The sequence below is a fragment of the Elusimicrobiota bacterium genome, assembly GCA_016721625.1.
Classification (GTDB): Bacteria; Elusimicrobiota; Elusimicrobia; order FEN-1173; family FEN-1173; genus JADKHR01.
Genome location: JADKHR010000001.1, coordinates 1,181,121 through 1,196,868, shown reverse-complemented (window position 1 = coordinate 1,196,868; position 15,748 = coordinate 1,181,121). Strand labels below are relative to the sequence as shown.

The window sequence follows — 15,748 nt, the reverse complement described above, 5'->3', positions numbered from 1 at the left end:
TGATTCAGTTGGCCCGCATCAGCGCCTCTGGCGCCCCAGGTGTCACTCACTCTGCGACCGGCCGGTCCTCGGGTCCAACTGAATGGCCGGGGTAAACATTTGCTATTCTGCCGGGCGTGAATTCCCTCTTCGCTCTTGAAAACTCGGACGGCGCCGCGCGCGGGGGCGTCTGCGTTTGGCCCACGCGGAAGTGGAAACCCCCGTCTTCATGCCGGTCGGCACCCAAGCTTCCGTCAAAACTCTCATATCGGAGGATCTCGAAGCCCTCGGCTACCGCCTGATTCTGGGGAACACCTACCACCTCTGGCTACGTCCCGGCATCGACGTCCTTGAGGAAGCGGGCGGGCTCCATTCTTTTATGTCCTGGAAAGGGGGACTCTTGACGGACTCCGGCGGGTTTCAGGTTTTCTCCCTGGCCAACCGGCGGACGGTGGAAGAGGAGGGGGTGGAGTTTGCCTCCCACGTGGACGGCGCCCGGCACCGATTGACGCCGGAAAACGTGGCCCAGGCCCAAATGCGGATGGGGGTTGACATCGCCATGTGTTTGGACGAATGCCCGCCCTACCCCTGCTCCGAGGCCGAGGCGCGGGACATGATGGACCGAACGCTCCGCTGGGCGGCCCGGGCCAAGGAGGTTTGGAGCCAGCGAAGCGAGGCCCATCGAAACACCCACCTCTTCCCCATCGTCCAGGGCGCCACCTTCGCCGCCCTTCGGGGGGAAAGCGCCCGCCGAACGGTGGCGTTGGATTTCCCGGGTTACGCCCTGGGCGGTTTGTCCGTGGGAGAACCCCGGAACCTTCTGGGCCCCATGATCGAAGCCAGCGTGGCGGAGCTTCCCAAAGACAAGCCGCGTTATCTGATGGGCGTGGGGCGCCCCGAAGACATGTTGGAAGCCGTGGAACGGGGGATCGATATGTTCGACTGCGTGTGGCCCACGCGGAACGGGCGGAACGGCCAGGCCCTCACTTCCCAAGGACCGCTTAATCTCCGCACCAACGCCTGCCGGCGGGACGATCGCCCGGTGGACGAGGCCTGTTCCTGCCCCGTCTGCCGCCGCTACAGTCGCCGCTACATCGCTCATTTGTTCCGGGCCGGGGAATACGCCGCCCTCCGCCTCCTGTCTTTACACAATTTGGCCTTTATGTTAGACTTCACGCGCCGCATCCGTCAATCGATTTTCGACGGCGGTTTTTCGAATTTCAAGAACGGCTTTTTGGATCGTTACCACGCCGGAAGCCTCACACGTTCCGCCGCTCCCTAGGAGAATTTATGCGCCTGTTCATTTTCGCCGTTTCGTTGTTTGGAGTTCAACCGCTCTGGGCCGCGCCCTCGGGCGGCGCTCCGTCCGGCGGGCTCATGAGCTTCGCCCCTTTGCTCGCCATCCTGGGCATTTTTTATTTCCTCCTCATCCGACCCCAACAGAAACAGGCCAAGGAACACCAGCGCATGGTCAACGACCTGAAGCGGGGCGACCGAATTTTGACCCAAGGTGGCCTCTACGGCTCGGTCCAATCCGTGAAGGGGAAAGTCATCGAGGTCAAGATTTCCGAGGAAACCAAGGTGTTGATCGACAAAAGCTACGTGGCGAAAGTCGTTCAGAACGACCCCGCCTCCGAAATCGAACCGGCCGTGAACGGTTCCAAGACCGCCTAGTTCTTCATGCACAAAGCGTATTGGAAGTCGGTTTTCATTCTCATCGCTCTGCTGATCGGCGGGGCGTTCCTCTATCCCTCCTTCCGCTTTTATTCCCAACCGTTGGCGGACCAGCAAGCCATGCGGGAGCGGCGGAACCCGCTCGTCAATAAAATCCTCAATCTGGGGTTGGACCTCCAGGGGGGCATCCATCTGCTCCTGGAACTCCAAACCGACAAACTCCCCGACGACCGTCCTGAAACGCTCCGCGAAGCCATTGAGCGCGCCATCGAAGTTGTTCGCAACCGCATCGACCAATTTGGCTTGTCCGAGCCCCTCATCGTCCGACAGGGGGAAAAGTGGATCGTGGTTCAGCTTCCCGGCGTGAAAGACCGGGAACAGGCGAAGGATTTGATCGGCCGCACGGCGCTCCTGGAGTTCCGCATCGTGGATTCGGGCGGGGTTCCGGAAGCCCTTTTAAAGAAGGCCCGCGAGCTGGGCCTGGGGGCCAAAGACCTCCGGCCTGGGAAAATGCCCGGCGCCCTGGAAGGTCTGATTCCCCCGGGGACGGAGTTGTTGGCGGGCAAGGAAGCCTCCTTTTATCTGGTGAAATCCTCCGCGGAGATGACGGGCTCGGCGCTGAAGAACGCCCGGGTGGAGATGGGGAACGATTATTCGGGCGTGGCGCCCCACGTGGCCCTTGAATTTGGCGACGAAGGGGCCAAGCAGTTCGCGCAGGTCACGGAGGCCAACGTCAACCGGAATTTGGCCATTGTTTTGGATGGCGTGGTGCAAAGCGCCCCGGTGATCCGCACGGCCATCCGGGACGGCCACGCGATCATCGAGGGCCAATTCACCGCCGAAGACGCGAAGTTCCTTAAATCCGTCCTTCAGGCGGGCGCTCTCCCTGCGCCGCTGGAAATCATCGAGGAACGCACCGTGGGGGCCACCCTGGGGGAAGACTCCATTAAGGGCGGTCTCCTGGCCGGGGCCGTGGGCCTGGGACTCATCTTTATCTTTATGGCGGCCTATTACAAATGGTCCGGGATGCTGGCGAACTTAGCCCTCCTGCTGAACCTCTTCTTGCTTTTGGCGGCCATGGCCGCCTTCCACGCCACGCTCACCATGCCGGGCATCGCGGGAATCATCCTCACCCTGGGCATGGCGGTGGACGCCAACGTTCTCATCTTGGAGCGTATGCGGGAGGAAAGCCATTTGGGAAAAAGTCCGCGCCTCGTGGTGGAGCAAGGCTACGACAAGGCCTTCTCCGCCATCCTGGACGGCAACCTCACCACGATCATCGCCGCTGTTTTCCTCTTTCAATTCGGCACGGGCCCGGTGAAAGGGTTCGGTATCAGCTTAACCCTCGGTCTCTTAGTCTCCATGTTCACGGCCATCATTGTGACCCACACGGTCTATGACCTGTGGCTCATGCATCGCCGCGTGGAAAAGTTGAGCGTGTAATGGAATTCTTCCGAACCCCTCACTTCAAATACATTTCTAACCGGAAATATTTTTTCTGGCTGTCCGGCGCGCTGGGGGTTATGACGGTGGTCTCGCTCCTGACTCGCGGCCCCAACTTGAGCATTGATTTCACGGGGGGAACCCTGGTGGAAGCGACTTTCACGAAGGCGGCCGTCTCCATTGGCGATGTTCGGAAGGCCTTGGCCCAGGCGGGGCTGAAAGATCCCCAGCTCCAAAGCGTGCCCGGACAGAATACCGTGATCATTCGCTTCAAATCCGAGGAAGGTCTTAAGCAAGAGTTGGCGACGCAGATCGAATCCGCCTTGGCCAAAGCCTTTCCAGACAACCCCGTGGACAAGAACCGCACCCGGGCCGAATACGTAGGTCCCGTGGTTGGACAACATTTGGTGGGCCAGGCGATGTTGGCGATTTTCTCCTCCATGTTGGGGATCGCCCTTTACGTGGCGTTTCGTTTCAAGAGCCTCGTGTGGGGCGTTTCCGGGGTCATCGCTCTGGTGCATGATGTCTTTTTGACGGTGGGGTTCCTTTCTTTATTTAATAGGGAAATTTCCATCACCGTGGTGGCGGCGCTATTAACTTTGGCCGGCTATTCCATCAACGACACCATCGTCATTTTCGACCGTATACGCGAGAATATTCGTTTGCGCGGCCGGACAAAGGAACCCCTGGATATCCTGATCGACCGATCTTGCAACGAAACCCTTTCCCGTACCATCATCACGTCCCTGACCGTGTTCTTGGTCCTGATCTCCCTGTTGGTTTTCGGCGGTGAAGTGATTCGGGACTTCTCCTTGGCCCTCACCTTCGGCGTGGTGATCGGGTCTTACTCCACCATTTTCATCGCTTCCCCCATCGTTTACCTTTGGGTGACGCGGCGGAACAAGACGCTCCGTTGACCGACGGGAAGACCGTGACGACCGCGGTGGGTCCCGTCAAAAAGATCCGCAAGTTCCGCCTTCACCCGCGCCCCAGCGCCGTCCTCCGAAACCTCAAGTCCTTGCTCGACAACGCCCAGATCACGCCGGAACTGGAAAAGGCCGCCGAGGCCGAAGCTTTGGGGTCGATTCACCGCCTGGACACCGCCGCCCTCTACGGTACCTGGACCCCGGCCCAGGCTCCCGCGTGGATGGAACCCCTTTGGCGCCCCGCTCCGGGCGGGACAAAAGGCCCCGTCTGCCTGACCCTCTACACCGCCACCATCGGAACCGGTTTTGAATTGGAACTGGCGGAAGCCCTATCCCGAGGCGAAGGTCTCCGGGCCCGCCTCTTGACGGCCCTGGGCGAAGAATTGGCCGACCAAGCCGCCCACTTCATTGAACGGCTGGTGTCGGAAGAGGCCCGCCAAGACTCCTGCGAACTGGAAGACCGCCGGGATTTTTCCGACCCCCAAGACATCCGCGCTACTCTCGAGCTGTTGGACGCCGCCCGCCTCGCCATGTCCTACGACGCCGCCTCCCACCTCACCCCCCGCTTCACCCGCGCCGGCGCCCTCCCCTGGGGCCCCCCTTCCAAGCATAGGGGACGCCCTAAATAATTATACTATAGGCGGTCCACGGGACGTCCAAAACGCTCCTTCCCGTTGGGATCGCTTCTTCGGTTGCTCCTCGAGCCAAGCCTCCCTTCGACGCACTTTCTCCCTCTAAAAAACATGCTAAAATTCCACTCGCATCAAATCCTCGCCGGAGGGAGGCCCTCTGACACCCACGCTTTCCCGCCGCGACCGAATTCTGTCCACCCTTGTTTCCGGGTTGGCCTGGGCGGTGGTCCACTTCATCGGCCGGTCCTCCAAACTTCGAACGACCCTCTCCCCGGGGCTCCGCGAACGGTTGGAGCGAGGTCTCCCGGTGATCTATGCGTTCTGGCACCGATATCAACTTTTGATGCTTTTTGAACATCGGAATCGGGGAGTCCCCGTGTTAGTGAGCCAAAGTCGCGATGGGGAGTTGATCGCCAAGGCCTTGCATCGGTTCGGGTTCGAAACCGTGAGGGGTTCCTCCAGCCGAGGCGGGGGAAGCGCTTTCTTGAAAATGGTGGATATCGTTCGCGCCGGCCGTTCCGTCGCCTTTACCCCGGACGGGCCCCGGGGCCCGTTCCAGTCCATCCAGCCCGGCGTGCTGGCCCTGGCCGCCAAAACCGGGGCGCCCATCGTGCCCATTGCCTGGGCCGGAAGCCGGACCAAAGAGCTGAAAAGTTGGGACCGTTTCCTCATCCCTTATCCCTTCGCTCATTACAGCGTCGTTTATGGCGATCCTTTGTTCATCGTCGAGGCGGGGCCGTGGGCGGAAGACCGGTTGCGATCGGCCTTGATCGCTGTTGAGACCGAAGCTCGTCACCGGTTGGAGGAGGATTCCCCATGCTGACTCTCTATTCGACCTTCTTTTTCCTGCTTTGGCCCCTGGTCTTGCTGGTTTTCATCTGGCGCTACGGCCTCCGTCGGACCCTGCGGGGCCTGCCGGAACGCTTCGGTTGGGGGGGGACGCGGGGGCCCCGGGGCCATTTGATTCACGCCGCCTCGGTGGGGAGGTGCGAGCGGCGGAAACCTTTTTGCGCGCTCTGCCGGCCCGCTTCCCCGGTGTTCCGCGCCTCTTGACCACCACCACCGTCCACGGAAAAGAATTGGCCCTGAGACTGGGCGTGGCCGACGTGGTTCGCCTGGCCCCCATCGATCGCCCGGGCGCGGTTCGGCGGGTGATCGGGCGAGGGCGCCCGCGCGCCGTGGTGTTGGTCGAAACAGAACTCTGGCCCCATTGGCTCCGGGCCTTCGCGGCGGAAAAAATCCCCGTGGTTGTGGTGAACGGACGAATTTCCGACGGAGCGTTTCCGCTTTATTATCGATTGAGGAGGCCCCTCTCCTCCCTGTTGTCCACCTTGACCCGCGTCGGCGTCCAGAGCCCCACCCACGCCTCCCGGTTTCTCCAGTTGGGCGCCCGCCCAGAAGCGGTGGCCATCACGGGGAACCTCAAATTCGACCTCCCCCTTCCGGACCCCGGCCGACGTCCCGCGCTCCGGAAAGTCTATGGTTTTTCCGATGAAGATCCTGTCTGGGTTCTCGGAAGCACCCACCCCGGGGAGGAGGCCGCCGCCCTCGAGGCCTTCGCGGAGCTCCGCCGGGAGTGGCCCTCCCTCCGACTGGTGGCGGCGCCGCGGCACGTGGAACGGGCCGCCGAGGTGCGCACGATCTTCTCTGCACGGGGGTTCCGCACGGCGCTCCGCTCCCAGCTTTCATCGTCGGCGGGACTGGTGGACGTGCTGGTCTTGGACACGGTGGGGGAGTTGGCGGAAATTTATGGGTTGGCGACGGTGGTCTTTGTGGGGGGGAGCCTGGTCCGCCGGGGCGGGCAGAACCCCCTGGAACCCGCCCGTTGGGGCGTGCCCGTGGTCTTCGGGCCCCACATGGAGAATTTCCGGGAAATCGTTTCTCTTTTTCGGGAAAACCGAGCCGCGGTTGAAATCAAAGATCCGGGCGGCCTCGCGGACGCCGTGGCCGGTCTCCTCCGTTCCGCCGATCGGCGGGCCTCTTTGGGCCAGGCGGCGCGGGCCCTGGCGGACAGCCAGCGCGGGGCCCTGGAAGCGAACCTGAATCTGCTTCAGGAAGCCCTGTCCATTCCGCCGGACCAAATCGGGCGATCCAAGCGGCCCTGTGGCGGATGTTGAAAACCAGATCATGAACCCGGCTCGCGTCCTCGTGATCCGTCTTTCTTCTCTCGGCGATGTTCTTTTAACCACCCCCGTATTGGCCGCGCTCAAAACCGCCTGGCCCGGGGCTCGGCTGACGGTTCTCACCAAGGGGGCCTTTGCCCCCGTTTTCCAAGGAAACCCTTATGCGGAGGACGTGGCGGTGTTCGAAGATCGAGGCCTGTGGGGTTGGGCCCGTGAAATCCGGCGGAGAAAGTATGACGTGTTGATCGATTTGCACGACACTCCCCGTTCGAGGGTTTGGACGTTCCTTTCCAATGCCCCCTGTCGCGTTCGCTACGACAAACGAGCGGGGGCGCGCCGGACCCTGGTGTGGTTCAAACGCGAGTCTCCCCGCCTGGCCGGGGGGATCGTGGACCGGTATCAGGAACCGTTGGTCCCCCTCGGGGTCATCCCCGCCGACGGAATTCCGAAACTTTATATTCGAGCGGAAGAAAAACTGTCGGCCGATTGGGAGCGTCGGCTGGGCCCGGGCCCTTTCCTGGCTCTGGCCCCCGGCGCCCTGCACGCGACGAAACGCTGGTTCCCCGACCGGTTCGCCGAGGCCGCGGACCGGCTGGCCGGGGAACGGGGCTGGCCCGTGGTTCTTCTGGGCGCCGCGGCGGACCAGGACGCGGCGGAGGGAGTGTTGCGTTCCCTTCACGGCCCTGCCCAGAGCCTCGTGGGCCAAACGTCCCTGCGGGAGATGATGCTGGTTCTGAATCGTTCCGCCCTTCTGCTCACGAACGATTCGGGGGCCATGCACGTGGGCGCGGCCCTCGGCGTCCCCACCGTCGCGGTCTTCGGTCCCACCGTAAAACCTTTCGGCTTTTTTCCGACGGCGCCTTGGGCGTCCGTCGTGGAAACCCCGGGGCTGGCCTGCCGGCCCTGTTCGGTGCACGGGTCCAGGCGTTGCCCCCTGGGTCACTTCCTCTGCATGGGGGACGTGACGGCGGATCGCGTGGTGGCGGCGGGCCAGGCGCTTCTGAAAACATTTCCAAAGGATCGCGTTTCGTGAAAATTCTCCATATTCTCGATGAGCCCTGGGATTCGGGCCTCACGTCCTACGGTCTCGCGGCCGCCCGGTCGCTCCAGATTTTGGGGCACGCGGTGTGGGTGGCGGCCCGGCCCGGGTTGGCCGCCGCGCGGCAGGCGGGAGAGATGGGATTGCCCCTCTTCCCCTGGGGATCGGCCTTGGCCCTCCGTGGGCGGGCGGGCGGGGCCGGTTTTGACGTGGTGAACGCCCACACGGGGCGGGGCCACAGTCTTGGATTTTTCCTCACGCGGTTCCGCCCTACCGCGCTGGTTCGCACCCGGGGGGAAGCCCGCCGGGTGGTCCCCCGTCCCGGGCAGGGGTTTCTCTTCCGACAAACGGATGCCGTCATCGCGGCGTCCAAAACCCTGGCGGAGGTCTATGGGGCGCGGTTTCCCTTTCTTATGGACAAAGTGTCTGTGGTCTACCCGGGGATGGAAATGCCCCCCGCGACCCCGGAACCCCCGGGGCCGCTCCGCATCGGAATACTGGGCCGGTTGGACCCCGTCAAAGGACATCTCCATTTCCTGGAGGCCGTGGGGCAAATGAAGGACCGATTGGGGGACGAGGTGTTTTTGATCGCCGGCGAGAACAAACAAACGACCCTGGCTGATTTGGAAAAGCAAGTCCGGCGGTTGGGGCTGGAACGCTGGGTGCGATTTTTGGGGCGGGTTCCGGACGCCGGGGTGTTTATGGAGTCGTGCCACATCGGCGTGATCGCCTCGGTGGAGAGCGAGGCGGTGAGCCGGGCCGCCCTGGAGTGGTTGGCCCGGGGTCGGCCTCTGGTGGCCACCCAGGTCGGAGCGCTACCGGAAATGGTCTTGAACGGAGACAACGGGTTTTTGGTCCCGCCCCGGAACGCCACCGGGCTGGCGCGGACGATCCGGCTTTTGATGGACGACGCCGACCGGCGAAAGAAAATGGGGGGCCGCGCTCGACGCACGGCCGAAACCCGTTTCGGGTTCGACCGCCTGGGGCGGGAAACGGAGAGCGTCTACCGGGCGGCCGTGGCCCGACGGAGGGGAACCTCCGCGTGAAACCATTCCGCATCGTCCATGTGAACACCGAGCGGGGCTGGCGCGGGGGGGAACGCCAAACCCTGTGGTTGGCGAAGGAGCTGGCCCGGCGCGGACATGACAACGCACTGGCTTGCCGTCCGGGAGAACCGTTGGCCCAGGCGGCGCGCGGCTCGGGATTGCCCGTTTTACCCCTGACGCCTCTGGCGGAGTTTGATGTTTTTGCGGCGCGGCGGCTCAGGTCTCATCTTCGGTCCCGCCGGGCGGATTTTTTGCACGCCCACACGGGCCATGCCGTCGGCCTGGGGGCGCTGGCGGTTCGGGGAACCGAGGCCCGCTTGGTGGCGACGCGGCGGGTAGATTTTCCGCTGGGGTCGGGGTTTTTCAGCCGCTGGAAGTACGGCCGTTTAGACGCCCTGGCGGTCCTATCGACGGCGATCCAACGGCAGGCCCTTTCGGGCGGCGTTCCTTCGGGCAAGATCGCCGTCATTCCCAGCGGCATCGACCCCGCGGGGTACCCCCGGCCCCAGGACCGGGACGTCTTTCGCCGGAAACACGGGTTCGCGGCCGGGGACCTTCTGGTGGTCACGGTGGGGGCCCTGGGTGCCCCACAAGGACCACGCGACGTTTCTCCGCGCGGCCTCCCGGTTGGCTTCGACCTATCCCCGGGCGAAATTTCTGATCTTGGGCGAAGGGCCCCTGCGGCCGGAACTGGAATCCTTGGCCCGGGCGGAAGGTTTAACGGGTCGAGTTCTGTTTTTAGGACACCGTCCGGAGGTGTTAGAATATACGGCCATGGCGGACCTGTTCGTTTTTTCTTCAGCCGAGGAGGGGTTGGGCACCGCCCTCCTGGACGCGCTCGTGATCGGCGTGCCCACGGCGGCCACGAGGGCGGGCGGCATTCCCGACCTCTACGGCGGCGCGGCCGTCCCCGAGCTGACGGCCCCCGGGGACCCGGCGGCGCTGGCCGACAATATGCGGAAGGTTTTGGACGATCCCGCCGAAGGGGCGCGGCGGGTGGAACGGGGCCGAGAACGGGGTCGGCTTTTTTCGGTGACCGCCATGGCGGACGCCTACGAAAAACTTTACGATCGGCTCCTGCCCCCGGGACGTAAAGGATAAAAGGATGGCCATGCCGCCAAAACTTTCCGCCATCGTGATCGCCCGAAACGAGGAACGGGACCTCCCCGCGTGCCTGGAAAGCCTGAAAGGCGTGGCGGACGAAATCGTGGTCGTCGACAGCGGTTCCACCGACCGAACCCGTGAGATCGCCGCTGGTTTCGGCGCCCGGGTGATCCAACGGGACTTCGCCGGGTTCGGCCCGCAAAAGCAATTCGCTTTGGAACAGGCGACCGGCGAGTGGGTGTTGAACCTCGATGCCGACGAGCGTTTGAGCGCGCCTCTGGGAGCGGAGATCCGGAAGACGCTGGCCGCCACCCCGACAGTCAACGGGTTCCACCTCCGTTTCCACAATGTGTTCCTGGGCCGGCGTTTGCGTTTCGGCGGCCATTGGAGCGAGTGGCACCTCCGCCTTTTTCGGCGGGACCAGGCGCATTATGAAGGAAAACAAATTCACGAGGGGATCTCCGTGGTCCCTCCTCTGGGGCGGCTCCGCCATCCCGTGCGGCATGAAAGCTACCGAAATTTTTCCGAGTATCTGGACAAATGCAATCGCTACACGGGCCTCATCGCGCGGGAGAAATTCCGCCGGGGCCGACGGTTTTCTCCGTGGAGCCACCTGCGCCTGCCCTGGGAATTCTCGGTTCGCTACTTTCTGAAACTCGGGTTCTTGGACGGAAACGCGGGGTTCATCTACGCGACCCTGAGCGCCTATTACGCCTGGCTGAAGCTGATCCGGGTCATGGAAGGAGACGGCGATGCTCATTGAAACCCTGGCGGTGGCGGGGGGCCTTTCGGCCCTGGGCGTTTCGGCCCGCTGGAATTGGTGGCGGCTTCCCGTGGGAGGCTTGCCGGTGCTCATATACCTAGGGTGGGCGTGCCGCCGGCGGGCTCGCGGCTGAAGAAGCTTTGGGTGTCGGTGGAACAGCTCCGTTGGCAGATGGACTATCTGAAGCGGCGGGGCTACGAGGCCCTCACTCTGCGCGAGGCGGCGGAACGCCTGGCGGAAGGCCGACCCCTGCCCGCCCGGGGGGTGGTCCTGACCTTTGACGACGGCTACCGGAACAACCTGGAAAACGGGCTGCCGGTGCTTCGGGATTTCGATTTTCCCGCGACTCTTTTCGTCGTGGTGAACGCGGTGGGTCGGGACAATTTCTGGCACGACCCCGCCACGGAAACCCGCCTGCCCATGCTCCGGTGGGAAGAGCTCGCGGCGCTTCGGGACGCCGGGTGGGACATCGGGTCCCACACCCTGAACCACCCGCGCCTCACCCGCTTGTCCCCGGAGGCGGCGAAAACCGAAATCGTCGAGAGCCGTCGGATCCTGGCCGAAAAATTGGGCGCCGCTCCCGTTTCCTTCGCCCACCCCTACGGCGACGGAGCCGACAGCCTGGAACTCCGGCGGATAATCCAGGAGGCGGGGTACAAAACCGCCTCTTCCGTCCATCGGGGGAAGGGCGACCTGGTCCGCGCTCCTTTCTGCCTGAAACGGATCTTCGTCCGGGGCGACGACACCCGCTGGGATTTCCACCTCCACCTGACCCGCGGACAGGCCCGGTTCTAAATGGACCGGGGAGCGGGTGAACGGCGCCCATGAAGATCCTCATCCTTCAACTGCGTCGGATCGGAGACGTCATCGTGACGACGCCGGTGATCGACGTCCTGCGGCGCCAATTCCCCGACGCTCGAATCGAGTTTTTGGTGGAACCCGCGGCGGCGCCGGTGTTGGACCGCACTCCGGGCTTGGACGAGCGGTTGGTGTTCGATAAGTCGAAGTTTTGGTTTTGGTTGCGGGAACTGCGCCGACGGCGCATGATTGGGTGCTGGATTTCATGAACAATCCCCGCACGGCTCAACTCGCTTGGGCCAGCGGCGCTCCGGTTCGCGCGGGGTTCGTGGTTCCCTTTTGGAGCCTGGTCTATACCCACCGCGTGGCGCGCCCGACCACGGCGGTCTACGCCGTTCAAAACAAGTTCGCTCTCCTCCGTCGGTTGGGCGTCCAGGCGCCCGGGGACGCTCTGCCCCGTTTGGGGGTGGACGACTCCGAAATGGACGCCCTTCGCGCCTGGTGGTCCGAGAGCGGGCTGGATCGCGCCCGGGAACGCATCGCGGTCATGCCCAAACACCGGCACGCGATCCGCCAATGGCCGGCCGCGAAATTCAAAGAAACCATTCGCCGTCTCCTGGCCGCGCCCGGCCGGGCGGTGGTCCTGGTGGGCGGAGCCGATGAGCGGGCGGCGTTGGAGGACGTGGCCGCGGATTTTGCGGGGCGGGCTTGGGTCATGCCGGCGGGGTCGCTTCACCGGGCGGCGGCGGTCTTGTCCCGCTGTCGGGTGGCCGTGACCAACGATTCGGGCCTGATGCATTTGGCGGTGGCCGTGGGCACCCCCACGGTGACGGTCTACGGGCCCACCTCCCCAGGGTCTTGGAACCCCGGCCGCCCTCCTCACCGGTTCCTCCAGGCGGAAGGATTGGCCTGTTTGGTCTGCAACCGGGATCGTTGCCCTTTCGGCCACGAGTGCATGGAATGGGTTTCCCCCGAGCGCGTGGTTCGGGAAACGGAAGCCGTTCTCCGAACGGCCGCCGTGAACTGAGATGAACTTTTCGTTTCCCGACCCTTCGACGGCGTGGGGACGGCTCTGGCGGGGCTTTTTTTGGGGCCCTTCCCTCCTGGTCGAGGGGCTGGCCTGGGCGCGGGCCCAGGCCTACGCCCGGGGTCTGTTGGAAACCGTGAGGGTTCCCGTTCCGGTTTTTTGCGTCGGAAATCTGACGGTGGGCGGATCGGGGAAAACGCCGGGCGTGTTGTGGCTCCTGGGGGAGTTGAAGAAACGGGGCCACCGGCCGGCGGTCGTCAGCCGCGGCTATGGGCGGCGAAGCCGCGCCCCGGTTCTGCTCGTTCCCAATGCCGGGGAAGCGCTTCCCGCCTCGGAGGCCATGGGCGACGAACCGCGCCTCTTGGCCCGCCGATCGGGCGTGCCCGTCGCGGTGGGCGCGGACCGGGCCCGGACCTGCGAACGGGCCTGGGAGGAATTCAAGCCGGACTGTTTGGTGATGGACGACGGGTTTCAGCATTTTCGGATGTTCCGGGACCGCAACCTCGTCTGTCTGGACGCGCGCCTGGCCCACCGTGTTTTCCTGGAAAATCTTCCGACGCCGATCCTGCCGGCCGGGCCCTGGCGGGAACGGCCCGCCGCGTTGGCGAGAGCCCACTTGGTGCTTTTAACCCGGGCGGAACGGTTGTCGGCGGACAAATTGGCCGCGCTCCAAGAACGTCTGCGCGCGTTGGGACGCCGGGCCGCGGCCGCCCACGGGTTTTTGACGTTTTCAGATCATCGCACGGGGGAACCCTTCCCCGCGGAACGGCTGGAGGACGCCTCGCTCCTGGCCTTGTCCGGTCTGGCCGACCCGGCGGGGTTCGAGGAGGCTCTTCGGCGGTTGGGCGCCAAGGTCGCGGGGGAGCGCCATGGGGACCATCATTTTTTCTCAACGGCCGACCAGTCGGCGGCGCTGGATCGCGCGCGGCGGGAAGAACGCCGCATTGTCGTGACGGAAAAAGACCGCGAACGTTTGCCCGAAGATTTTCCGGCCCTGGTGGCCCGGTTGGAGTGGCGGGTGAAAGAGGAGGCCCAGTGGGCGCCGGTGATCGACTCCGTTTTTTCCTAGAATATCTCAGCCTTCGGGCTCTCCACTTCCTTTTGGGACGCCTCCCGGCGTTTCCGGGTCGCGGGGTGGGTCGAGCCCTGGGCCGGGCGGTGGGGCTAGTGGCGCGGAAACGAACCCGGGTCGCCTCCGAGAACCTCGCCCTGGCCTTCCCGGAGGAGTCTCCCTCCCGAATCCGCGCCTGGACCCGCGCGGTGTGGTCGGATCTGGGCGCCGGGATCTGGGAGTTCGCCCGGCTGGGGCGCCTCACGGCGGAGGAGTTTCAAAAAGAGGTCCGCGTCATCGGGGAGAACATCTTCTCGCGGCCCACGCCCAGGGAAAAGGCGTGGTTCTCTTCACGGGACACCTGGGCAATTGGGAATACGCCTCCCGGGCGGCCTCCCTCACGGGGGTTCCGGTGTCCGCCATCGCCCGAAGAATGAAGAACCCTTTCGTGAACGATTGGATCACGGCGGAACGGCGCCGCCTGGGCGTCAATGTGTTGATGCACAAGAACGCGGTGCGGGAATCCTTTCGGCGGCTGTCGTCCGGCGAAGTCATCGGCCTTCTCTTCGATCAGCGGATCACGGCCGGCGGCCTGCAAGTTCCCTTTTTCGGCCGGCCGGCCCATACCACGGGCCTGCCCGCCATTCTGGCCCTCCGTCTGGGCTGTCCGGTGGTCCCGCTCCGCAGTTGGCGGGAAAAGGGGCGGTTGACCGTGGAAATGGAACCCCCGCTCCCCCTCGAACCCGGTCCGTCCACGCCGGAACGTGTGGACGCTGTGACCCGGCAAATGACGGCTGTTCTGGAGCGTTGGGTGCGGGACCGCCCCACCCAATGGCTCTGGATCCACAACCGCTGGAAGCCATGATTCTGACCAAAGGACCGGAGACCGTGAATTTAGAGAAACCAAAGATTTCGTCAGCGGCTCGGCGCGTTTCCGACGGGGCCATGGCCGGTCTGGCCCTGGCCCTGCCTCTCTCCATCGCGATTTCCAACCTCTTTTGGGGGGTCGCGCTCCTGATGGTTTTGGTCACCCTGGCGGTGGAGCGGCCGCGTTTTCGTTGGACCGGGGTGGAACTTCCGTGGGTGGCGGGCATCGGAATCGCCGTTTTTTCCGGCCTGCTCTCCGACCGTCCGGCCCACAGCCTGTGGTCGCTCCGGAGCGAAATTTTGGTGGTCGTGTTCCTCCTGGCGGCGCATACGGGGGAGGCCCCGGCCCTGCGCCAACGGCTGTCGCTTTTCGCTGTCGGGGCCACCGTGGCGGGGGGCCTCGGCATTCTCCAAAAAGGGTTGGGGTGGTCGGCGGGCTCGACCCCCGCTTGGGCCGCGGTGTTGCCTGGTAAGCTGGTCCATCTCCTCTGCACCTGGGGCGGGCGCGCCATCGGGTTCTACAACCATCCGATCACCTTTGCCGAAATGCTTTTGTTGGCGGGCGCCCTGGTTTTGGGGTTGGCGCTGGTGCGCCTCCGACCCGTCTGGGCCGCGTCCGGGGCGATCCTTTTCCTCGCTGTCCTGGCCAGCGGAACCCGGGGGGTCTGGATGGCGATGTTCATCACCCTCTCACTTTGGGGTTTCCTCCGGCGGGACCGAAAGGTTCTTGGGGTCTTTCTCCTGTTGGCGGCGCTGAGCGCGCTCCTCGTGAGCGTCAGCCCGGGCCTGCGGGGACGCACGGCCAGCATCGTGAATACCAAGTCGGATAGTTCCAATCGGATTCGCATGGGCCTATACGCCAAATCCCTCGAGCTTGTCCGAGATCATCCGCTGGTCGGGGTCGGCCCCGGCAACGTCGTTATCCTTCCCAGTGAACTCCGCTGGGGCGGTTCGCCGCCCGACATGACGTGGACCGAAACCCACAACATGTATCTTCAGTCCGTGGTGGAGCGCGGTCTCCCCGGTCTGGCGGTTTTCCTTTGGCTCTTGGCGGCAGTGGGGCGTTTGTTGTGGCGGGCGGCCCGGTCCGGACCGCCCGCCCTGGGGATCTTCTTCGGTTTCGTGGGTCTCCTTTTCGCCGGGATCACGGAAACCTGGACCAACGATTCCGAGGTGGTCCTATGTTTTTACTTCTTGGCCGGTACGGCCTGGGCGCTGGGATCCCGGGCGGCGCCCGTCCAAAATTCTGAAACTAAAACGATTCTCTAAAAAGGCG

The 15,748-nt window shown here is 64.2% G+C and carries 20 protein-coding genes and 1 pseudogene; all 21 read left to right on the top strand.

The features are described from left to right. The first annotated feature begins 169 nt into the window (after positions 1–169). The 21 genes and pseudogenes from tgt (at position 170) to IPP35_05010 (ending at position 15,741) form a co-directional block, all read left to right on the top strand. On the top strand, positions 170–1,261 hold the full coding sequence (gene tgt, locus IPP35_05110; GenBank protein ID MBL0058481.1) for a tRNA guanosine(34) transglycosylase Tgt: 1,092 nt from the start codon (positions 170–172) through the stop codon (positions 1,259–1,261). Positions 1,262–1,269: 8 nt separating this feature from the next. Beyond that, positions 1,270–1,653 carry a preprotein translocase subunit YajC gene (gene yajC / locus IPP35_05105; GenBank protein MBL0058480.1) on the top strand — a complete coding sequence of 128 codons (384 nt, stop codon included), beginning with the start codon at positions 1,270–1,272 and terminating at the stop codon, positions 1,651–1,653. Between the two features lie 6 nt (positions 1,654–1,659). Beyond that, positions 1,660–3,096 (top strand): protein translocase subunit SecD, encoded by a 1,437-nt coding sequence (secD, locus tag IPP35_05100; protein ID MBL0058479.1) that lies wholly within the window; start codon positions 1,660–1,662, stop codon positions 3,094–3,096. Beyond that, positions 3,096–4,013, top strand: a complete 918-nt coding sequence (gene secF, locus IPP35_05095; protein ID MBL0058478.1) for a protein translocase subunit SecF — start codon at positions 3,096–3,098, stop codon at positions 4,011–4,013. The genes secD and secF overlap by 1 nt, the downstream gene beginning before the upstream one ends. 14 nt (positions 4,014–4,027) lie before the next feature. Next, positions 4,028–4,651: a hypothetical protein gene (locus tag IPP35_05090; GenBank protein MBL0058477.1), complete on the top strand. Its 624-nt coding sequence runs from the start codon at positions 4,028–4,030 to the stop codon at positions 4,649–4,651. 226 nt (positions 4,652–4,877) lie between these two features. After that, positions 4,878–5,477 (top strand): lysophospholipid acyltransferase family protein, encoded by a 600-nt coding sequence (locus IPP35_05085; protein ID MBL0058476.1) that lies wholly within the window; start codon positions 4,878–4,880, stop codon positions 5,475–5,477. Next, entirely contained in the window at positions 5,471–5,707 is a 237-nt protein-coding gene (locus IPP35_05080) for a hypothetical protein (GenBank protein ID MBL0058475.1), read from the top strand. Before IPP35_05085 ends, IPP35_05080 begins: the two co-directional genes overlap by 7 nt. Further along, positions 5,662–6,771: a 3-deoxy-D-manno-octulosonic acid transferase gene (locus IPP35_05075; GenBank protein MBL0058474.1), complete on the top strand. Its 1,110-nt coding sequence runs from the start codon at positions 5,662–5,664 to the stop codon at positions 6,769–6,771. Before IPP35_05080 ends, IPP35_05075 begins: the two co-directional genes overlap by 46 nt. A gap of 10 nt (positions 6,772–6,781) precedes the next feature. Continuing rightward, positions 6,782–7,810 carry a glycosyltransferase family 9 protein gene (locus tag IPP35_05070; GenBank protein ID MBL0058473.1) on the top strand — a complete coding sequence of 343 codons (1,029 nt, stop codon included), beginning with the start codon at positions 6,782–6,784 and terminating at the stop codon, positions 7,808–7,810. Continuing rightward, on the top strand, positions 7,807–8,862 hold the full coding sequence (locus IPP35_05065) for a glycosyltransferase family 4 protein (GenBank protein ID MBL0058472.1): 1,056 nt from the start codon (positions 7,807–7,809) through the stop codon (positions 8,860–8,862). Before IPP35_05070 ends, IPP35_05065 begins: the two co-directional genes overlap by 4 nt. Next, positions 8,859–9,350, top strand: a pseudogene (locus tag IPP35_05060) (glycosyltransferase). Before IPP35_05065 ends, IPP35_05060 begins: the two are co-directional and overlap by 4 nt. Before the next feature lie 94 nt (positions 9,351–9,444). Further along, entirely contained in the window at positions 9,445–9,963 is a 519-nt protein-coding gene (locus IPP35_05055) for a glycosyltransferase (GenBank protein ID MBL0058471.1), read from the top strand. Between the two features lie 10 nt (positions 9,964–9,973). Beyond that, positions 9,974–10,729, top strand: a complete 756-nt coding sequence (locus tag IPP35_05050) for a glycosyltransferase family 2 protein (GenBank protein MBL0058470.1) — start codon at positions 9,974–9,976, stop codon at positions 10,727–10,729. After that, positions 10,719–10,862, top strand: coding sequence for a hypothetical protein (locus tag IPP35_05045; GenBank protein MBL0058469.1), 144 nt, complete (start codon positions 10,719–10,721; stop codon positions 10,860–10,862). The genes IPP35_05050 and IPP35_05045 overlap by 11 nt, the downstream gene beginning before the upstream one ends. Before the next feature lie 11 nt (positions 10,863–10,873). Beyond that, a complete protein-coding gene (locus IPP35_05040; protein MBL0058468.1) occupies positions 10,874–11,524 on the top strand; it encodes a polysaccharide deacetylase family protein in 651 nt (216 codons plus the stop codon). A 29-nt stretch (positions 11,525–11,553) separates the two neighbouring features. Further along, positions 11,554–11,796, top strand: a complete 243-nt coding sequence (locus IPP35_05035) for a hypothetical protein (protein ID MBL0058467.1) — start codon at positions 11,554–11,556, stop codon at positions 11,794–11,796. Next, positions 11,793–12,554, top strand: coding sequence for a glycosyltransferase family 9 protein (locus IPP35_05030; GenBank protein MBL0058466.1), 762 nt, complete (start codon positions 11,793–11,795; stop codon positions 12,552–12,554). Before IPP35_05035 ends, IPP35_05030 begins: the two co-directional genes overlap by 4 nt. A 1-nt stretch (position 12,555) precedes the next feature. Continuing rightward, positions 12,556–13,623 (top strand): tetraacyldisaccharide 4'-kinase, encoded by a 1,068-nt coding sequence (gene lpxK, locus IPP35_05025; GenBank protein ID MBL0058465.1) that lies wholly within the window; start codon positions 12,556–12,558, stop codon positions 13,621–13,623. Continuing rightward, entirely contained in the window at positions 13,590–14,042 is a 453-nt protein-coding gene (locus tag IPP35_05020) for a hypothetical protein (GenBank protein MBL0058464.1), read from the top strand. Before lpxK ends, IPP35_05020 begins: the two co-directional genes overlap by 34 nt. Next, positions 13,946–14,470 carry a lysophospholipid acyltransferase family protein gene (locus IPP35_05015; GenBank protein MBL0058463.1) on the top strand — a complete coding sequence of 175 codons (525 nt, stop codon included), beginning with the start codon at positions 13,946–13,948 and terminating at the stop codon, positions 14,468–14,470. The genes IPP35_05020 and IPP35_05015 overlap by 97 nt, the downstream gene beginning before the upstream one ends. Next, complete coding sequence (locus IPP35_05010; GenBank protein ID MBL0058462.1) at positions 14,437–15,741, top strand: O-antigen ligase family protein; 1,305 nt, start codon at positions 14,437–14,439, stop codon at positions 15,739–15,741. The genes IPP35_05015 and IPP35_05010 overlap by 34 nt, the downstream gene beginning before the upstream one ends. Positions 15,742–15,748 lie beyond the last annotated feature (7 nt).

Bases quoted from the DNA above. Each gene is read 5' to 3' on its own strand.
- yajC (MBL0058480.1), top strand. From the start codon at position 1,270: ATGCGCCTGTTCATTTTCGCCGTTTCGTTGTTTGGAGTTCAACCGCTC.
- secD (MBL0058479.1), top strand. From the start codon at position 1,660: ATGCACAAAGCGTATTGGAAGTCGGTTTTCATTCTCATCGCTCTGCTG.
- secF (MBL0058478.1), top strand. From the start codon at position 3,096: ATGGAATTCTTCCGAACCCCTCACTTCAAATACATTTCTAACCGGAAA.
- IPP35_05080 (MBL0058475.1), top strand. From the start codon at position 5,471: ATGCTGACTCTCTATTCGACCTTCTTTTTCCTGCTTTGGCCCCTGGTC.
- IPP35_05070 (MBL0058473.1), top strand. From the start codon at position 6,782: ATGAACCCGGCTCGCGTCCTCGTGATCCGTCTTTCTTCTCTCGGCGAT.
- IPP35_05050 (MBL0058470.1), top strand. From the start codon at position 9,974: ATGCCGCCAAAACTTTCCGCCATCGTGATCGCCCGAAACGAGGAACGG.
- IPP35_05045 (MBL0058469.1), top strand. From the start codon at position 10,719: ATGCTCATTGAAACCCTGGCGGTGGCGGGGGGCCTTTCGGCCCTGGGC.
- IPP35_05035 (MBL0058467.1), top strand. From the start codon at position 11,554: ATGAAGATCCTCATCCTTCAACTGCGTCGGATCGGAGACGTCATCGTG.
- IPP35_05030 (MBL0058466.1), top strand. From the start codon at position 11,793: ATGAACAATCCCCGCACGGCTCAACTCGCTTGGGCCAGCGGCGCTCCG.
- lpxK (MBL0058465.1), top strand. From the start codon at position 12,556: ATGAACTTTTCGTTTCCCGACCCTTCGACGGCGTGGGGACGGCTCTGG.
- IPP35_05010 (MBL0058462.1), top strand. From the start codon at position 14,437: ATGGCTCTGGATCCACAACCGCTGGAAGCCATGATTCTGACCAAAGGA.